This window comes from Leptospira ryugenii (assembly GCF_003114855.1).
Lineage (GTDB): Bacteria > Spirochaetota > Leptospiria > Leptospirales > Leptospiraceae > Leptospira_A > Leptospira_A ryugenii.
In genome coordinates this window covers 442,564-459,175 of record NZ_BFBB01000003.1, presented here as the reverse complement: position 1 = coordinate 459,175, position 16,612 = coordinate 442,564, and the positions used below count along the sequence as shown (strand labels likewise).

Sequence of the window (16,612 nt, the reverse complement as noted above, 5' to 3'; positions counted from 1 at the left end):
GATTTTGAAGAAATGGAGGATAATACGATTGGGATTCCATGGAATCTGTTTCTACGATAGCTTAGACTAAGTAAAAATGGCAAGTCAAAATCACAAAAGAGTTGTGTTTGGCTTTCTGAAATCAAAATCTACCTATGATCTATCCATTTCAGGGGAAGACACCCCTCATTGCAGACTCGGCTTGGATTGCTCCCAGTGCTGACATCCTAGGCGACGTAAGCATTGGGGAAGAGTCATCGATCTGGTTCCAATGTGTGCTAAGGGGGGATGTAAATTATATCCGCATTGGCAAACACGTGAATATCCAAGACCATACTTTAGTACATGTATCACGAAATCTCTACCCTGTCCTCATCGGGGATTATGTTTCGATTGGCCATAGTGCGGTGATCCATGCCTGCACCTTAAAAGACCATTCCTTTGTGGGAATGGGAGCGACCGTCATGGATGATGTGGAGCTTGGGGAATGGTCCTTTGTCGGAGCAGGAGCGCTCGTCCCACCTGGAAAGAAAATTCCGCCAGGAGTGCTCCTTATGGGAAGTCCCGCCAAGATTGTAAGGGATATCTCAGATAAAGAAAGAGAGATCATCACAAGAACTTCGGAAAACTATGTGAAATACAAAGAAAACTACCGTAAAGAAGGAATTCTAGCGGAGTGGAAAAGCGGCTGACCTTTTTTTGGACTTAGGAGCCAATCCTTTTCTTTGTAGGCTTGGTTCCAAAAATTCCAAAGCTTTAGTATTTTTTTGAATACTAAACAACGATCAGACAATATTGAACAACGAGTCAATTTCACAAATCCTTTGCAATTCTATTACTAAATGCTAGCTTGGATAAAAGGACTGGTCTTTTATGTTTTTGTATCGTTTCCTTTCCAATCTTAGTATCCAATGGAAACTCTATCTTTCTACATTGATTAACCTTAGTTTGGTTTTTATCGTTGTCATCTCTTCTATCTTTGGCCTTTACCAGATCAACCAAGACATCACAGAGACTCGCACAATCTATCGCAATACAATGGGGAAATCCATTCAGATCAATTACCATTTGCTTGAGTTGCAAGCCATCAAAGATTTTTCGGAGGAACAAATCACTGTTAAACAGTTAGTTTCTTCTGTTCAACAAAACTTAGTTGAAATCGAAAATTATTTATTTCTATTCACTGCAGAAAATATTGATTCGCAATCAGAATTGGGTGGAAAAGCATTAAAGCTAAACCGAGAGATCCAAGATAATTTTGAAACAATTCTCAGTTTTGCCTCGAATGCAAAAAAAGAACCAGATGCCATTCGTAAGGCCACAGAAAAGCTCATTAAAAATATCCAAACCTTTGATGGACTGATCCAATCTATTATCATTAACCACCAAGAAGGATTACAAAAGAGAAACCAAAAAATCAAATCAAGTTTACTGATAGGATTTGGATTGAGTTTTTTGGTGGCTATGGTGCTCTCCTATTTGATCAGTCGATCTGTGATACAGCCTGTTCGCTCAGTCAAAAGAATGGCTACCTCCTTTGCTGAAGGAGATCTGACGGTAGTGTCACCGATAGAAACCAAAGAAGATTTCGGTAGATTGGCCCAAACATTTGAGACAGCAGCCTCTAATCTACGAAAGCTTATCCTTTCGATTCGTGAATCAGCTCTGAAGGTTAGGAACACATCAGAAGAGTTGACTCATACTTCCCAAGAATTATCGAATGGTGCCGATAGACAAAATGAGTATCTAATGAATGTCAGTAAATCCATTCATGAACTCTTTGACGCTGTCGAACAAGTCTCACAATCAGCCATCGATCAATCGACCGAAACAAACCATGCGATTGAGGAAATGAGTTCATTAGCTTTGAATATCTCTGATATCAATAAAAAATCTACGATCGTAGATGAAGACGCAAAGCAGATGTTAGAGATCGCTGAGTTTGGGAAAGCCAATATCGACCTAGCTGTAAAGAGTATGAAAGAAATTTTTGAAAGTTCAAAAAAGATTACCCAGATTGTGACTGTCATCAATGAAATTTCCGGTCAGACAAATATGTTGGCATTGAATGCGGCCATAGAAGCTGCCAGAGCTGGTGAGAGTGGAAAGGGATTTGCTGTCGTTTCCGAAGAAATTTCCAAATTGGCAACACGCTCCAAACAAGCATCCAAACAAATAGAAGAGCTCATCCAAGAATCCATCGTACGAGTGGAAAAAGGGCAAGAGAACATTGAAAAGGTAGTGAGTAGCTTTTCTAGGGTCTTACAAAACGCCGAGGATTCGGTTAAGATTGCCTCCGAAATTTCTGATCTCACCCAAGTCCAACAAAACCGAAGCGAGAAGGTTCTTCTTTCGGTCACTCACCTAACAAACCTTTCAAATTTCATTGTAGATAGTACCCGTATCCAAAATGACTTTGTAAAGGAGATAGGAACTGTTATGGAACAGGTGAAAGGGATTGCGGATACCGACCGCGAACGAGCCCGCGAACTTGCCATTTCCAATGAAAGGCTGTACCAAATGTCTGAAGAGTTGCGAGAATTGATTTCCAATTTCATTGTAGAATAAAAATAGAATTCTCTATTTTGTATTTTTTAGAATAAGAATAAAAGTTGTCCTTTTTCTAGAACATTAAAGATGGGAAGCAAGATGGCTACTTCCCAGAATGAGATCCCTGCTGAGATACTTCTTCAAATCATCCAACTCCAATATGAGCTCTCTGACTCGAACCTCGCAGTTGATGCACTTTTGGTTAAACTCACTGCTGGGTGCCAATCATTGACAGGTGCAACAGGAGCAGTTTTCGAATTGATAGAAGGAGACGAACTGGTTTATCGGGCTGCAACGGGAACTGCCGAGTCTCAAATTGGATTGCGAATACCTATCAAACATAGTTTTTCTGGACTCTCTATCCAGGATCATAATGTTCTGATTTGTGCCGATTCGGAAGAAGACCATAGGGTCAATCGGGAAGCATGCCGTAAGGTAGGTCTTCGCTCCATGTTGGTTTCTCCCTTATTGGTTGCGGGGGAAATTGTGGGCGTATTAAAAGTTCTGTCCACTGAAGTTGGTGCCTTTTCGGAAATGCACAGGCAAATCATCCATCAGATCACCCCTTTTCTTTCGCGTGCGATCAAGAATGCATTTGAGAGGTATGAGAGCAATCAACAGATTAATACTCTCGCACAACTAGCAAGCCATGATAGTCTAACGGGTCTCTTGAATCGCTCCTCTTTTTATGATCTTTTGCGGCAGGGATTATCGAAAGCGGAGAATTTTTCTTTTCGTCTGGGTGTCGCGATGTTTGATCTTGACCATTTAAAAAAAATCAATGATGCATTTGGCCACCAAGCAGGAGATCATTACATCCAAGGGTTTGCAAAACGATTGAAAGATGTGTCCGAAGAAACTGCAACGGTTGCACGTTTGGGTGGCGATGAGTTTGGTTTATTCATTCCTTTTGAATTGCCACCTGATGAGCTTAAGGCGCAAATCCAAAGCATCTCTGATAACTTAGAGATCGTGTTAGATTATAAAGGGAATCAGTTTCCCATTAAAGTGAGTTACGGAGTTTCTATCTATCCTGACGATTCGGATCAGATTATGGAACTTGTGCAAATCGCTGATGAGCGAATGTATACAAATAAACGTCATCGAAAATCCCTTGAAAATTAATTCGACAGTTTGGAGCATTTAGGCTTTTCTGTCGTAAATGTCCAAGCGTAAAGTAGACTATTCAGTTCACCCATTATGGCAATTTTTAAAAGAAAATTTTGGGATGCAGGAAGCATTTCGCATGTTTGGACCATACCGTGGAGCAAATATACTTCCTGTTGAAATCGATGATTATACATATGAAGTAAAAATGCCTATAGTACTTAGCAATACAAATTATGTAGGTACTCACTTTGGCGGATCTCTCTATTCTATGTGTGATCCTTTCTTTATGTTCATATTAATGAAAAACCTAGGTCCCAATTTCATAGTTTGGGATAAGTCGGCAAAGATAGATTTTTTAAAACCTGGCAGGCAAACAGTTAGTGTAAAGTTTCACATAGCCGAAGAAGAAATCCAAACCATTCGAGATATAGTTGCAGAAAAGAAAAAGACGACTAGATTTTATGAGGCGAATGTCTATGATGAAGATGGTACGCATGTGGCTCGAGTGGATAAGGAACTTTACATTAGAAGAAAAGACTAATTAAAAACGGAAGATGTCTGTATCATCTTCCTCTTCTTTTAAGTCGTAGTATCCATACACAAACTCTCTGCTTGCTTTTACTTCCAATCCATAAAAAAATTCAGAAATCCTTCCTGATTTGATCACGGTAAGTTTATATTCTTCCGCTAAAAATACCATTTTGTCCAAGGAAATCTTTTCGTTGATTTTGGGACCGAATCCTAAGGATTCTGTTTTTGCCCAATCCACAATCAATAATCTCCCGCCGGATTTCATTGAACGGATCAATCCATCCATCGCCAAACCAGGGTTAGGAAATGTGGATAAAGAAAGGGAAGCAAATATGGCTTCCGGTACAGGTATCCATTCTGGCAAAAGGGGGTGGTCCGATTGGTCGATATAAAAAGGGGTAAGGTTTTCGATACCTTCCAGAAGCTTTCGCCGAAGGATCATGTCTATGATATCCTGTTGGCATTCCCCCGCCCAAATCCATACATTGGGCATCCATTTTCTGAATTCCTGAAAATAGAAACCGAGACCCGAACCAAAATCCACTAAGTTGGTGATTCCCTTCCAATTGAAAAATTGAAACACATCCTCAGGCGGACAAATTTCCTTACGGTGCGAAGAAAGAAGGTATTCTTGGTATTTAAGAGACTTGAAATACTCCGTCTCGGACATAATGTCGATTCTTAGGAACTAGGAATTATCGTACAAGAGAAAAATTTAATTCGAGGACTTTTGATTCCGAAAATGAAACTATGAAAGTCTCGCAACTTCATTGGATTTGTTATTTTGCAATTATATTTCCATGCCTTTTGCTAGCTGACAATTCTTTTGATGAAAAAAAATTTCCTTCGGTTGCGAAATTACTACGGGCTACCCAGTTAGCTGACAAACGTTCTATCATACTCAATTGGGACCCGCCCAAAGATGAAGGCGAGGTCATCATTGCCCGTTCCAATTCCATGATTGATACTGCAGAAAAATTATTCATTGCTGACTCATTGGGTCGGTATAAGTCGGGTGGACCCAACGGCGCAAAATCCTTTTATGATTATAATTTAAAACCAGGTACCTACTATTATGCGGTTGCACTTGTCAGTGATATTCGCAAACGAGAAGTAAAACTTTTCGCAAATCAAAACTATACAATCACTCCTATCGTCATCGAGGAAACAGAAACCAATCCGAGCATCAGCAATACACCAGATTTTGATCCTTTGCCTTTGCCTTCAGGATTTATCCGAGATATCCAAGCCATATCAGAAAATAATTTTATTAGAATATCTTGGAATCCTCCAGCCAGAGCAACTGCCGGAAGGACTATCTATACAATTTATAGATCAAATTCTCCTTTGACTACTCTTCCCTTGATGCAAAAGGCCACAAAACTCGCAGAAGTTGGCCATCCGACAAATTCCTTTCTAGACCAAAGTTTGGAAAAATCCCAAACAGTCTATTATGGAGTATCTGTCAAAGAAGGGAAGGGAGAAGAAACCTTGCCCTTAGTAGACAAAGAATCCACCATTCGGGTGTTTTATGTACGAAACAAAAACTCGGATGATGCAGAGGTTATCACAGAGTCCAGTCCTGTCTCCAACCCAAATCCGAATAAAACGACTCCCGAAGTAAAACCAGACCCACCAGGAACTTTACATGTAAGAGGGATAGGCTATGAACGAGTAGGTAAGGGAGTAGTGATGACCTGGCTTGGCCCGGAAGTCACGGATGGTTCTACGGTCTATTCAGTTTATGCTTCCACCCGGCCATTCAATGCTGGAACACAATCTTTTGGGCCCGGAATGGCAGTAAAGGTTGCCAGTATCAACCATCCGAAAACAAGTTTTTATATCAAAGAGTTAAAACCTATAGAAGATCTCTACTTTGGTGTGACTGTAAAATCTTCCTCTATCGATGAAGATTTCAATCTATCTGAAAACGTATCTTATTTCAGATTTGATTTTGACAAAGATCTCGTCGTTCCTAGCCGCGAAGAAGTAGCCAAACAAGAACAGAAACCGAACGAGACAGAGAAAAAACAAGAAGTTGTAAGTAACCAAAGTTATGTTGCACCCGTAGATTTAAAATTAAAAGATGAAGAATCGATCTCTGTACAAGGCACTCATTCACAAAGTACGGTTGTCTTTGATACCTCTGACTCAGATTTAGATTTGATTTTACGCGAAACATTTATGAAAAAGAAATTCGAGTTAGCAGTATATCAGCTTGAGTCCTACATAAAAAGAGAAAAACATGGACACTTACTCGGAAAAGCATACCTATTTTTGGGAATCAGTCATTCCAAGTTAGGTGACCAGAGAAAGGCTTTGAAGTATTTACAAAAGAATGAAGCCAAATCCTTTTCGCCAGAAAGAACAGATTTCTGGACCAACCAAGTATTAGAAAAATTAAGTAGAGGTAAATCATGAATCGGACTATCATCGCATTGGCCGGATTCTTATTCATTTGTGCCGGTATCATTACTGCATTTTATCAAACAACGCTCGAATCAAATTTAGACCGTTCCTCCTCTGTTTTAGAGAAAATCCAAGAAGGAGAAGAGTATTTAAAACAAAGTGGTCCTACAGGAAAAGAGAAGGCATTGACAATCTTCTCCGAATTAGCTGGCAAACAAAATACCAGTGAATTTGAATTTCGGATCAAGTACAACCAAGCAAGGGCTCTTGAAAAGAATGGAGATCATTACCTTGCTCTGGATATCTACAAATCATTGAGATCCAAAGCGAATCTTACTGAGGATGAAAAAAATCTACTTGCATACTCTCTTGGAAATTTACTCCTTCGTCTGGACCAAGAGGTAGAAGGCAAAGGTCATTTGGAATCTGTGTTAAGAACCTCAGCAGATAGTAAATTGAGATCAAAGGTGTTGCAATCCTTAGGCGACTTTTCTTACCGCAAAAAAGAGTATGAGTTGGCTAGAAAAAATTATATTCTGTCTTTGCAAGAGGACACAAACAATACCGATTCTCGTATTGGTTGGGGAAGGACATTACGCAAACAAGGAAAAGAATGGGCCTCCTTCGATGTCTTTGATGAATACATTGATACGGAAAATCAACTTTCTGGAGCAAAGACCGAAATCGTCGATGAGTATAAGAACTCAGTCTTTTCAGAAGCTATGCAACTCTATTCAAAAAAGACATACTGGAAATCCATTGAGTTGTTTCAAAAATCCTTGAGCATCAATCCTAGTCCTTCCGTAGAAGAAAATTCTTATTACCATATTGCTTCTGCTTATGATGCCTTGGGTAGATTACCACAGGCACTAGAGTATCTAAATAAAACCTTGGCGAATCAAGTCTATACACTGGACCAACAAGCCCTTTATAAAAAAGGAACCATTTATTTCAGGCAAGGCAAGTATACAGAAGCTGCTTCCGTATTCCAAACCATTGTGGATAAATATCCGAAAAACCACATCACGGAAAAAGCCATTGCTTGGAAGAAAGAATCACTGGACCAACTGAAAGATGAAGATGAAATGCCCGTAAATGATGATCTCAGTTTTGAAGGCGTTAAACAAGAACGCAAAAACTCTGTCTCACCACTCATGGAAAAAACAAACCAAAAAGCATCGGGAAATGATCTAGAGTTTTGAGGCCTCAAATTCATTCTTAGAAAGTGAGTTAATGGCATCCCACATGCCGAGGCTTTTGTAGATTTGCAATGGGATGTCTTTTAAAGATTGGATAGAAGTCGCCATTTCAGCAGCAAGTTTGCCACTGAGGTAAGTGGGCACTTTGTTTTCTGTATGGTTCTTTTGGCTTAGGTCTTCTAAATTTCCATGGTCACTCGTAAGGATAAACGTATCCTTTTCGATATCCATACCATCTATGCATCCTTCCAAAAAGGATTCCAAAATCTCGATAACGATTTGAGCCTTTTCCCAATCCTGTGCGTGCCCAACTTTATCTGTTAAAAAATACTCATAAATACAAAGATCATAATCTTTAAAATTCGAAAAGACCGCCTTGCCAGTATTATATGGGTCTTGAGGTTCCAAGACGGGATCATCAGGAGACAAAAAGTCTTTTGCCATCTCTCTCAAAAAACCTCTTGTAATGTCCATGTAGAGCCCACGGCCATTCCGTAAATCTTCCAAATTCTTTAAAGGTCTATCACTGGCCGTTTGCACGAGTGTGGAGGCTGATACCAATTTGGGATTTTCTCTTACGTGCTTTAAATATGGATCAGTAAAGCAGTTTAAAAAATCTGCCTGTTTGCCAGCCTCCTGCATGACTTTTATGATGGAATGTTGGGCAATGATCTTGCGTAAGGTAACCGTCGGGAAACCACTGACATGCCTTCCCAGGACCTGAGGTCCATTCACGCCTGTCCAAAGGGCGGTCTGTCCCGTCGCCGATTGGGGGAGACCTGGAATGCCCATATGTGCATCTGTTTCCAAAATGCGAATTTGGCTGGCTTTTGCACTCAGTCTACTTTCAGACAGAGGGAGTCCCCCGAGTGGGCTGAGTAGTCCCTTGGCAAAACGACTAAAGGGATTGGTTTCTGGTTGGTAGGAACCGATTCCGATTCCATCTACAAAGACATAAAATATCATTTGTTCTCTTTAGACTGAAATTCCCGCGATAAAATCCGATAATCATACTAATGAAGAGAAAACAAATCCTAATCAGAAATCTAAGTCTCTTCTTACTCTTAAGTCTCGTACTTAGCTCGGTGATGACAGCAGTCCGTGTATCGGTCAACGGAAAACTTGAGGAGAAAAAATTTTTTCAAGATTTAGATTCTCAGTTTGATCACCTAAGTAGGCACCTCATCCATCAGATTGAATTTGTTTTGGACCAGGACTCACTGCCGTTTAATGCGAGTGAAATGGCTGATCGACTGAAGAAATCCACTCATATCAGTTCAATTCGAATTTATGATGAGAGTGCAAAGTTACTATATTCAGAGATGGAAAGTAAAGAAATCTTTCAATCTGAAATTAGACATAGAGAACAAATACAAACACCAGGCACCCTTAGTTTTTTGTCCACAGGTGAGCAGGTGTATCGTTCTTTGGGAGGCGATTTTTATTTTGTTTTTGAAAGAACTCAAAGTCCCGCCCTAGGTCTATCCAATCCAAACGTACAGATACGTTTTTTGTATTGGCTTTTTGATCCTATCAAAAAAGACATTCTTCTGTCGAATGATGAATCCCTTTTGAAAGGCGACAGGAGTGAAAAAGATCTATTAGAAAAATTTACAGGCATAGAAAATCAAAGTATCAGTTGGACTCTTTACGGTAAGGTCTCCTATCTAAGCTTAGTAGAATGGAAAGGGTATCAAATTTATATTTTACGTCCTCTCAGCTGGTTCGGAAAAAAAGAGATTAGCTTTTTTCTTTTTCTCTTTTTTGGAATTTTCTCTTCTCTTTGTTTTCTTTTGGGAATCTGGTTGATTCAGAACGGAGAATCCATATTCATCTCTAGGCATAGATTGATAGCCTTACTTTTCTTCCTGTTTTCTGTCTTTACATACTATCTCGTCAAAGTAGTTTTTCCTGAAGACCAGTTTCAACATAAGTGGATATCGAGTCGACATGAGGAGATTGAACAGTATCTCCATCAATTGGAAAAAAATGTTATCTACCAACTAAGTTTTGCGAAAGAAACAGATTCATTGTTTGTGGATACTTTTGATCCCAGTCTCCAGGAATTGTATGTTGTCGAATCCCAAACTACATTTTTATGGAATCGTTTTGGACAAGAGATCAACATTGCTTTAGAAAATACGAAGAGGGCTGGAGTCTCACAACTTTACCAACTTAAATCTGAACTATTGCTTTTGGTTCCTTTGGATGGCGGAAATAAGATTGCCTTGGTAGTGATACAACCTACCTTTTTAAATGCAAAGAAAAAGGGCTATCACGACGAGTTCTATCTTTTGATCCCGAAGTATAGGTTTTCTGACAATAAAAGTAAGGAAACATTCACCAAACACCCATTTGCTTGGCAAGAGGACTTTTTATCGGAGGACTTAAGGACTCATTTCTTTCCAAAAAAAGTATCAGTCTTTGGTCAGTCTTATTTAGCTTACGAGGGCCAAAATCCAAAAGCCATGTTTACCAAAGGACTGGTGGTATTTCGTGCAACAGACTCCTTTCCTTTATTACTCTATTTATCTCTATTCACCATCATACCTCTGTTTGGTTTGCATTTTTATTCTAAATTTTCAATTCGCCATCGCAAGGAAGATGAAGGCAATTCCGAACTATCCCCCGTAGAAAGTGTAGAGGCGCTTTCAGAGCAAGTCCTTCCTCTAGCAGACGAGGGGCAAAGTTCCCTAAGTCCAATCCTTGGCGAAGAATTGAGATCCCAAGAGGAGCCTATTTTAACTGAACAAAAGATTGCGGAATCGGAGGCAAACTATCCAATGGGAGAAGTCCCCGTGAAAAACAAGAAGCCTTTGTACATACCTCCCAAGTTATGGAACCAAACATCGGTAACCCTTCCTCTACCGATCCAAGAGAAACGGGATTCCATTTTCAATTCCGACCTCAAGAAGTTGGTGGACCGGGTCAAAGGATCTCCTGAGACCGCCGAAGGTAGGCGCCAAACAGACCTTCGGAGAGAGATCCCTTCCTGGCCAATCCCAGAAGAACACAAATTTGAATACTCACTTTTGGACCGAGTCTACCGTGGAGATGAGATCTCCTTGGATGGTATTGTGGAATACACACGGAACTTCATCCAAAGGTTGGGATCACCTAGATTTTCATATCTCTTTCTCAATGATTCGATTGGGTCTTACCACAGCCAAATCTCCTTTGGTTTAGACTATAACACGCGTTCAAATTTAATTTTTTTGTATAATGATCCTTATTTAGAATTTGATGAATCAGGTTTTTGTCTCCTCCAGATCACTGAAAAGTTGAAACAAGACAAGTTCATTGTGAAAAAGTTCTCTTGGGAGATCCTTGCCCAAGTGGAATCAATCCTGGCATTCAATCTAGAAAAGAACGGATTCCCAGGATTATTTTTGATTCTTTTGGATAAACTGGAAAAAGAGAAATTCCTCGATTCACATAAACGAATGATCAAAGAAAAGCTAAAGCAGATCATTCCCGCTTTACATGTATTAATGGAAAAGGAAAACAAAACTCCTGAGCTATATGAAGATAGCCTTTCTTGGATGTTGAGATCCTTTTTGCAAGCTACACTCGGTGGAAAACGAAATGCCTATGTAACACATGTGATATGGGAAAACTACCATCCAACAGATGAAAATGAAGAAAAAAAGGCAGATGTTTTACGAGAAGTTTGTAAGGTTATAGACAGCCAAGACAGAGTGATTGAAAACTCTCCAAATGCTTTTGTCATCATCAGTGCAGAAGATATCCGGGTTCCATTAGAAAAGTTACTTAAACTTTACCCGTTCCCTTATGAAACTAAATACATGCGGTATCCAGATGATGGTGAAAACTATTATTTATACCTTTAGTGTTGTATTCAGTCTCGTATGTTTTACAAGTACAACGAGCGCAGAAGTCTCTCGGCGCCAAGAGATGGCCAGGAGCTTAAAAAAGCAAATTTTCGCCTTACACAAATCTGACGAGGAAACGACATCCATTCCTTATATAGAAAGGTATTTAGAGCTTAGTCCGTCCGAAATCTACTTTAAACTTTTGTATGCAAAGGCTTTGTTGTATCGCACTGATTTAGAAGTTCCAAAAACAGAAGAGGCCATCGAGATTCGACTGAACAAAGCCAAACTATTAAAATCGAACTATGCAAAAAGTGCAAAACTATTCCAAGAAGGTGTCCTTCATCTACAACAAGTTCGGCCAAGGGATCCAAATCTAGGTCGATGGTATTATCTATGGGCCTTTAGTGAATGGTTTTCGGATAACAAAGAAAAGGCGATTAAATTATTTCAGAAGTCTGTAAAACAGGATTATCGTTTGACAGAGTCTTATTATAACATCGCCGCTTTGTATGAATCTTTGGGACAATGGAGGGATGCCGAACTCTATTGGAGAAAGTACGAAAAGGCCGAAAGGGAAATAGAAGAGGAGGAGTAATGGCAAAGATTGATAAAAGATTCCAAATTTTATTTTCTGAAGAAGAAATCCAACTCCTCAAAAAAGAATCAGATCGGAGAGGAATTTCGCAAGCGGAATTGCTACGGTTGGCACTTAGAAATGAAGTCACCAAAAAGTCAGATCTAACAAAGTGGAAAGCATTAAAGGCACTGGCTGAGGTTTTGGATTGAAATACTATCTTTCCTCTTCTCTTCTGTATGGTCTTATCCTTAGCAAAGAAAAACCTACAATCCTTTCAGAATTAGAATCCTTACTCCAAAACCAAGCACGGTTTTATACTTCCGTATGGACACTGATTGAATTTTTCCAAGAGGAAAGTATCATACAAAAAAATGTCTCAAGAACTATTTTACATTTAATCACAGAGCTGACCGAGGAGATACTGCCCTTACAAAAAGATGTGTTGGAAGTTTTACAGTTACAGGGAAGAGATGATAAAACCCAAACGATAGAAAGCCAAATTGCTATTTTATATGGAATGGATTTTATCATCAACTTCCAAAATGGAAGGTCATCTCTGCGAAATCTCTCGATCGAAACTTAAGGATACAGGAGCTGAGAGTTTACTTTTCTGGTCTCTACCTTCCCACTCATTATAAAATTGATTGTAAGCTGATATCCGAAAGTAATAGGTTATGCCTGATTGGAAAAGATGGCCTTTTCTTTCCATCCGGCTTGTAAAGACAGGATCCGAAACTGTATTTGGAAGTTCAGTAACTGATTGGTCGGGGATGTAGATATTTTCGAGTAGAGTTCTTTCATTCGCACAGAATTTTAAGTTTTTATAATCAGCTGCCTCATCACGGCCATCAATATTTATCAATTTGTTATCTTTGCTTTTCACAAATAGAGTTCCAATCATTCGGTCTGGATGCGGGCCAAAATGGATCATGTAACCACCTTGGTTCTGGACTTCCCGTTCATGGTTAGAGTTCCAGAGAAAACAGACACCTAAGGGTTCGCCTTCCATCTTATTGACTCGAAAAAAAGAAGGTACATCAGGTGGTATGAGTTCTTTCAATTGGTAGGTTAATTGACTTACGGAAGGTGCCGTACTACCAATAGGGTCGGGTCTAAGCCAAATTTTCCATTGGTAATATCTAAATCTATTTGTATCAGTCCATTTTACTTTTGTTAGATCAATCGGTTTCCATGTTGGACCTACGTTCTCTTTGTCTGAGAATTTTTGTAAAGAAGAACGAAAGTATAGACCTACATTTGTATCTTTTGGGCTTTGCCTATGCAACTGTACAAAATCCAAAGTGCTATGACTATATGTAGTTTCAAAGACAGGGGATGTGATGAAACTACCTTCGTGTTGTACACGTTTTGTGTCATCAGAATACTGAGCCGATTCATAACGTGAATACTTTCCGTCTCCAAAAGGTTCACCTGCATGGATATGGAATCCATCAATATTTCCAAAATACGATTTTGCTAGAATGAGAGCATTGCTATCGTCCTCATGAAATCCAATATGATCAACAGCCGCTTTCGGCGCTTCATACCTTGCAGTCTCAAATCCATTTTGGAACATTAGAATTTGATTTTTTTTTGTATCAAAATAGAGGGAAAGAATGTGCCATTCCTTTCTCGGAATGATTTTGTTCGATCGTATGGTGACTGTAATATATGAGCCATCTAACTTTTTGATCATTTGGTGTAGGCTGAGTACTGGTTTGGCCTCTACAATTTCCAAACGAAAGCCATAGCTCTGTCCTTGGATTAAGACAGTTTTATCGAGTACATTTGAATAGGCACCCTGTTCATTGATCAAAAGGGGAAGGGTAATGGTGAATGATTCAGGATTTTGTCCAAAAAAATGTGAGCCACTTACATTGAGATGAATTTGATTTCGTTTCCCTGAAAAGTAAGCAGATCGCTTTCCATATAAGGAATGTTTCGGGTCTGGGATAAAGGAGGAGGAAAGAATTGAAATGGCCCGAGACAGTTTTTCATTTTTGTCTTCTTCAAAATCTAAAAACAGTTCCGGGTTTTTGGGTCTATTTTCGCTCGGTTTTAAGCTCTGGTTGCCAGAAATTCCTTGTTCGTATTCTGCGGACTTACGTTTCCAATCCGCAAATTGACTTTGGTACTCACGAATGATTTCCTTTGCCTCTAGAGAAAAGGAAAGAATGATACAAATGGCTAGGGCTTTAGATCCTCTATAAGTTGCAAGCGCCGTTCGTGTCGTCCACCCTCGAAATTTGTTTGAATCCATTTTTGCACTATCCGTAGAGCTAAATCAGTTCCCAATACCCGACCACCTAGCACAAGTACATTGGCATCGTTATGGCGTCTGGACATTTCTGCTGTAAACTCATCATGGCACAATGCGGCTCGAATGTTTGGAAATCGATTGGCCGCAATAGAGGCTCCAATCCCCGTTCCACAAAGTGCAATGAGTCTAGGCACATCTCCAGCCAAAACTTTCTGGCAGGCGGCTCCCACTAGACTTGGGTAGTCTACAGATTCCTCGCTCTTAGTACCGTAATCGACCATTTCGAAGCTTTCCTCCAGACTTTTCCTGAGGAATTCTTTCAAAGCAAAGCCTCCGTGGTCTGATACAATGCCAATCTTGGGTTTCATCATCCTTTCTCCGTAAATGTTTCTAAAAATTTTAAATAAGACCGTCGGCTCTCTATAGTCAGTCGGAAGAGAAATTTCTCTCTCTCTCGGAGAAGGCTTCCGTAGCGTAGATAAAACTCCAATTGGAGGTTCTTTTTTTCTTTGCGGAATTCCTTTTCAGAAAGGAGGATTGCCTCTTTTGTAAAGGAACGGATGCCCTCCCGAATGATTTGTCTCGTCTGGAAGTATTCTTCACTTGTTTGTATTTCAATGGGAGTCAGGTGGTATTCCCGATTGGCACCAATCAAAATCTTTTTTTCCAAAGCTTCCAAATTGTCTTCTCGTTCCAGACTCTTTTCATAGGAACGTTGCATATCTTCCCTTTCTTCGGGTGTTTTGGCATAAGCACGCAGGCATTCAATAGATGCCATGCGGATCTCGGCACTTTCGCGTGCAAGCGACTCTATCAACTTATCATTGATCTGGTTAGGAGAAGGAGAGAGTGATTGGTTGGAAATCTTTGTTTGGAGAGGTTGGTAACAAAGTTTACTCTCCTCTGCATAGGAAGATTCTTCAGGAAATAACAAAGATAAGGCGGATAGGGATAGCGGCAAACTGATCAGAAAGATACAAAAAAGTCTTAACATGCCAATATCTTAAGCCTTTGAACTTTCAAAGTGTTTGATATAGGAAACCAAGGTATCGATCCCTGATTTGGGCATAGCATTATAAATGGAAGCACGGAAGCCACCTACGTCACGGTATCCTTTGAGACCCGCCAAACCGTTTTCTTCGGCACCTTTCAAAAACTCTGCTTCTAGTTTGGGTTCATTGGACTTAAAGACAACATTCATCACGGATCTATGTTTTTTTGGAACAGGCGCATAAAATAGACTGGAAGCATCTAAGGCATCATACAAAGCCTTTGCTTTTTCCTCGTTCTCCTTTTCCATCACGGAGAGACCTCCTTTTTTGATAAGCCAATCAAACACTAGTTTTGCGATGTAAATTGAGTAGGTAGGAGGTGTGTTGTAAAGAGAACCATTTTTCTCCATAAGGGCATAGTTCATTAAGTTGGGAATCGGGTGTTTGACTTCGGGGAGTTTTTCTTTGTCAAAGATTACAATTGTGATTCCAGAAGGACCTATATTCTTCTGGGCTCCTGCAAAGATGACAGAGAATTGATTGAGGTCTAAACTTCTGCTTAGGAGTTCGCTTGTCATATCTGCGACCAAAGGAGTTTTGCTTAGCTTCGGAAATTCTGAGTACCGAGTCCCATAGATTGTATTGTTGGAAGTGATGTGTAGGTATTTTGCGCCTGGGTGGATATCCGCCTCAGTCAAATCGGGGATTTCAGTATAAGCATTTGGCTTTCCATCATAGACGGACTGAACGTTCGGATAGAATTTCTTTGCCTCAGCCATCGCTTTGACTGCCCAGACTCCTGTTTCAGAAAAGTCAGCAAATTCTCCCGGTTGCAAATAGTTCAAAGGAATCGCAGAAAATTGGAGAGTGGCGCCTCCCGGAAAAAACACAATGCCAAACCGTTCCGGGATATTGAGAAGTGTTCTCAGCGATTGCACTGCCGTATCTAAAATGGTTTGGAAGTGTTTTTCTCGGTGGCTCATTTCCATCACCGACATTCCCGTCCCTTGGTAATTTAGGAATTCTCCTTGGGCAATTTCCATAACCTCTGTGGGCAACATGGCTGGGCCTGCGTTGAAATTGTAAATGCGGCTAGTGAAGTGGCTCATCTCACCTCCAAATTCTGTCGCTGAGATTTAGGGTAAATATCTTTTTCCTAGGAAAACTTG

At 40.0% G+C, this 16,612-nt stretch carries 16 protein-coding genes; 10 read left to right on the top strand and 6 right to left on the bottom strand.

Features of this window, described 5'->3' with window-relative positions; translation table 11 throughout:
- Window positions 1–134: 134 nt before the first annotated feature.
- The 4 genes from DI060_RS06565 to DI060_RS06550 all read left to right on the top strand — a co-directional run bounded on the left by DI060_RS06565 (window position 135) and on the right by DI060_RS06550 (window position 4,180).
- On the top strand, window positions 135–671 hold the full coding sequence (locus DI060_RS06565) for a gamma carbonic anhydrase family protein (RefSeq protein WP_108974955.1): 537 nt from the start codon (window positions 135–137) through the stop codon (window positions 669–671).
- Window positions 672–852: 181 nt separating this feature from the next.
- Window positions 853–2,547, top strand: a complete 1,695-nt coding sequence (locus DI060_RS06560; RefSeq protein WP_108974953.1) for a methyl-accepting chemotaxis protein — start codon at window positions 853–855, stop codon at window positions 2,545–2,547.
- A gap of 81 nt (window positions 2,548–2,628) precedes the next feature.
- Window positions 2,629–3,654 carry a sensor domain-containing diguanylate cyclase gene (locus DI060_RS06555; RefSeq protein WP_167836937.1) on the top strand — a complete coding sequence of 342 codons (1,026 nt, stop codon included), beginning with the start codon at window positions 2,629–2,631 and terminating at the stop codon, window positions 3,652–3,654.
- A gap of 37 nt (window positions 3,655–3,691) precedes the next feature.
- Window positions 3,692–4,180 carry a PaaI family thioesterase gene (locus DI060_RS06550; protein WP_108974949.1) on the top strand — a complete coding sequence of 163 codons (489 nt, stop codon included), beginning with the start codon at window positions 3,692–3,694 and terminating at the stop codon, window positions 4,178–4,180.
- Here DI060_RS06550 and DI060_RS06545 read toward each other — a convergent pair whose 3' ends face one another.
- Entirely contained in the window at window positions 4,181–4,840 is a 660-nt protein-coding gene (locus tag DI060_RS06545) for a class I SAM-dependent methyltransferase (RefSeq protein WP_108974947.1), read from the bottom strand. It abuts the gene before it with no gap.
- 80 nt (window positions 4,841–4,920) lie between these two features.
- On the opposite strand from DI060_RS06545, the gene DI060_RS06540 reads away from it, so the two are divergent.
- Window positions 4,921–6,591 (top strand): hypothetical protein, encoded by a 1,671-nt coding sequence (locus tag DI060_RS06540; protein WP_108974945.1) that lies wholly within the window; start codon window positions 4,921–4,923, stop codon window positions 6,589–6,591.
- Window positions 6,588–7,781, top strand: coding sequence for a tetratricopeptide repeat protein (locus tag DI060_RS06535; RefSeq protein ID WP_108974943.1), 1,194 nt, complete (start codon window positions 6,588–6,590; stop codon window positions 7,779–7,781). The genes DI060_RS06540 and DI060_RS06535 overlap by 4 nt, the downstream gene beginning before the upstream one ends.
- Here DI060_RS06535 and DI060_RS06530 read toward each other — a convergent pair.
- Complete coding sequence (locus DI060_RS06530) at window positions 7,770–8,744, bottom strand: metalloenzyme (protein ID WP_108974941.1); 975 nt, start codon at window positions 8,742–8,744, stop codon at window positions 7,770–7,772. The two genes, DI060_RS06535 and DI060_RS06530, sit on opposite strands and share 12 nt — an antisense overlap.
- A 50-nt stretch (window positions 8,745–8,794) precedes the next feature.
- Here DI060_RS06530 and DI060_RS06525 point away from each other — a divergent pair, with 50 nt between their 5' ends.
- The 4 genes from DI060_RS06525 (at window position 8,795) to DI060_RS06510 (ending at window position 12,774) form a co-directional block, all read left to right on the top strand.
- Window positions 8,795–11,629, top strand: coding sequence for a hypothetical protein (locus DI060_RS06525; protein ID WP_108974939.1), 2,835 nt, complete (start codon window positions 8,795–8,797; stop codon window positions 11,627–11,629).
- 64 nt (window positions 11,630–11,693) lie between these two features.
- Window positions 11,694–12,209, top strand: a complete 516-nt coding sequence (locus DI060_RS06520; protein ID WP_108975694.1) for a hypothetical protein — start codon at window positions 11,694–11,696, stop codon at window positions 12,207–12,209.
- Window positions 12,209–12,400 (top strand): ribbon-helix-helix domain-containing protein, encoded by a 192-nt coding sequence (locus DI060_RS06515; RefSeq protein ID WP_108974937.1) that lies wholly within the window; start codon window positions 12,209–12,211, stop codon window positions 12,398–12,400. The genes DI060_RS06520 and DI060_RS06515 overlap by 1 nt, the downstream gene beginning before the upstream one ends.
- On the top strand, window positions 12,397–12,774 hold the full coding sequence (locus tag DI060_RS06510) for a hypothetical protein (RefSeq protein WP_108974935.1): 378 nt from the start codon (window positions 12,397–12,399) through the stop codon (window positions 12,772–12,774). The genes DI060_RS06515 and DI060_RS06510 overlap by 4 nt, the downstream gene beginning before the upstream one ends.
- On the opposite strand, the gene DI060_RS06505 is transcribed toward DI060_RS06510, so the two are convergent.
- Genes DI060_RS06505 through serC form a run of 4 tightly spaced genes read right to left on the bottom strand, consistent with a single transcriptional unit; the run spans window position 12,742 to window position 16,552 of the window.
- Window positions 12,742–14,451, bottom strand: coding sequence for a concanavalin A-like lectin/glucanase (locus DI060_RS06505; protein WP_108974933.1), 1,710 nt, complete (start codon window positions 14,449–14,451; stop codon window positions 12,742–12,744). The genes DI060_RS06510 and DI060_RS06505 overlap by 33 nt on opposite strands.
- The gene (rpiB, locus tag DI060_RS06500; RefSeq protein WP_108975692.1) at window positions 14,379–14,819 is read right to left on the bottom strand and encodes a ribose 5-phosphate isomerase B; all 441 of its coding nucleotides are present in this window, start codon (window positions 14,817–14,819) and stop codon (window positions 14,379–14,381) included. The genes DI060_RS06505 and rpiB overlap by 73 nt, the downstream gene beginning before the upstream one ends.
- Window positions 14,819–15,445 (bottom strand): hypothetical protein, encoded by a 627-nt coding sequence (locus tag DI060_RS06495; protein WP_108974931.1) that lies wholly within the window; start codon window positions 15,443–15,445, stop codon window positions 14,819–14,821. Before DI060_RS06495 ends, rpiB begins: the two co-directional genes overlap by 1 nt.
- A 9-nt stretch (window positions 15,446–15,454) precedes the next feature.
- Window positions 15,455–16,552, bottom strand: a complete 1,098-nt coding sequence (serC, locus tag DI060_RS06490; RefSeq protein WP_108974929.1) for a 3-phosphoserine/phosphohydroxythreonine transaminase — start codon at window positions 16,550–16,552, stop codon at window positions 15,455–15,457.
- Window positions 16,553–16,612: the final 60 nt, after the last annotated feature.